Below are 1,102 nucleotides of genomic sequence, written 5' to 3'. Positions count from 1 at the left end.
TAGGCAAAGAAAACTTTTAAAAGAAATTTATTATATCTTGTCATCATAGATAATGTACTACCTAAATAATAATTAATTTCATAACCTTTTATTCTAAGTTTCTTATCCGTAGGTAACATCTTACAGAAATTCTCTACATATAAATTGTTATCATATTTATAAAAATTTTCTTTGCCTAATTGATAAATTATTTTGTGAAACTTTTGAAAATAAATATTAGGAACCATTATTCTATAAAAATAGGTATGCAAAAATCCACAAAATACTAACTCCTTTTTGTATTCTTGTACAATATTCGTACTTGATAAATATAACTCGATTTCTTCCAAAACCTTAAATATATCTAAAATATTATTGCTATATCTTCTGGTTAAGCCATTATTTCTTTGAATATAATGTACAAAATATTTCTCATTAATAGTTCCAATCTTACTTGTTAATGAAAAAGCTTTTATATTAAATAGTAAATCTTCACCTAATGAAATATCACTAGTAAAAAAAACATTATTTTCTACTAATAATTTAGTATTGTACAATTTTGACCAAACCGCTGGAGCAATATTATTTAATAAAACATCAGATATTGGTTTGTTCGATAATTTATTTCCATCAGTAATATATTCTTTTTGTCCATTATCGTAATCTAGGATAAAACCTGAAATCACAATATCAAGACTATTATCGATAGCATATTGATACATTATTCCTAATGCATCTTTTTCTAACCAATCATCTCCATCTAAAAAAAATATATATTCTCCTTTGGCAATTGATAATCCGGCATTCCTAGCAGAAGATACCCCTCCGTTTTCTTTATCAATTATTTTCAAGCGGTTATCCTTAAAAGGATTAATAACTTTCAAAGTTTCATCTTTTGAACCGTCGTTTACAATAATTATCTCAATTTGATTTAATGTTTGATTTAAAACCGACTCTAAACATCTCTTTATATAATTTTCAACATTATAGGCAGGAATTATAACACTTACCTTATACATAGATCAGTTAAATCATATCGATATGGAGCAGCCTCCGAGGGCGGAATAGGTGTTACTGTTGTCGATTTAAAATAAGGTAATAGGGGTTCTAAGATGGAAAAGTT

General features: G+C 26.2%; 1 protein-coding gene. It reads right to left on the bottom strand.

What is annotated here, in order from left to right:
* Window positions 1-998 (bottom strand): glycosyltransferase family 2 protein (locus BED47_RS14905; RefSeq protein ID WP_069034328.1); only part of this gene is annotated, 998 nt, incomplete at its 3' end.
* Window positions 999-1,102: the final 104 nt, after the last annotated feature.

The organism is Gottfriedia luciferensis (assembly GCF_001712755.1).
Lineage (GTDB): Bacteria > Bacillota > Bacilli > Bacillales > Bacillaceae_G > Gottfriedia > Gottfriedia luciferensis_B.
Note: the sequence above shows the minus strand (reverse complement) of the source record. Positions and strands in the feature narration are given on the sequence as shown.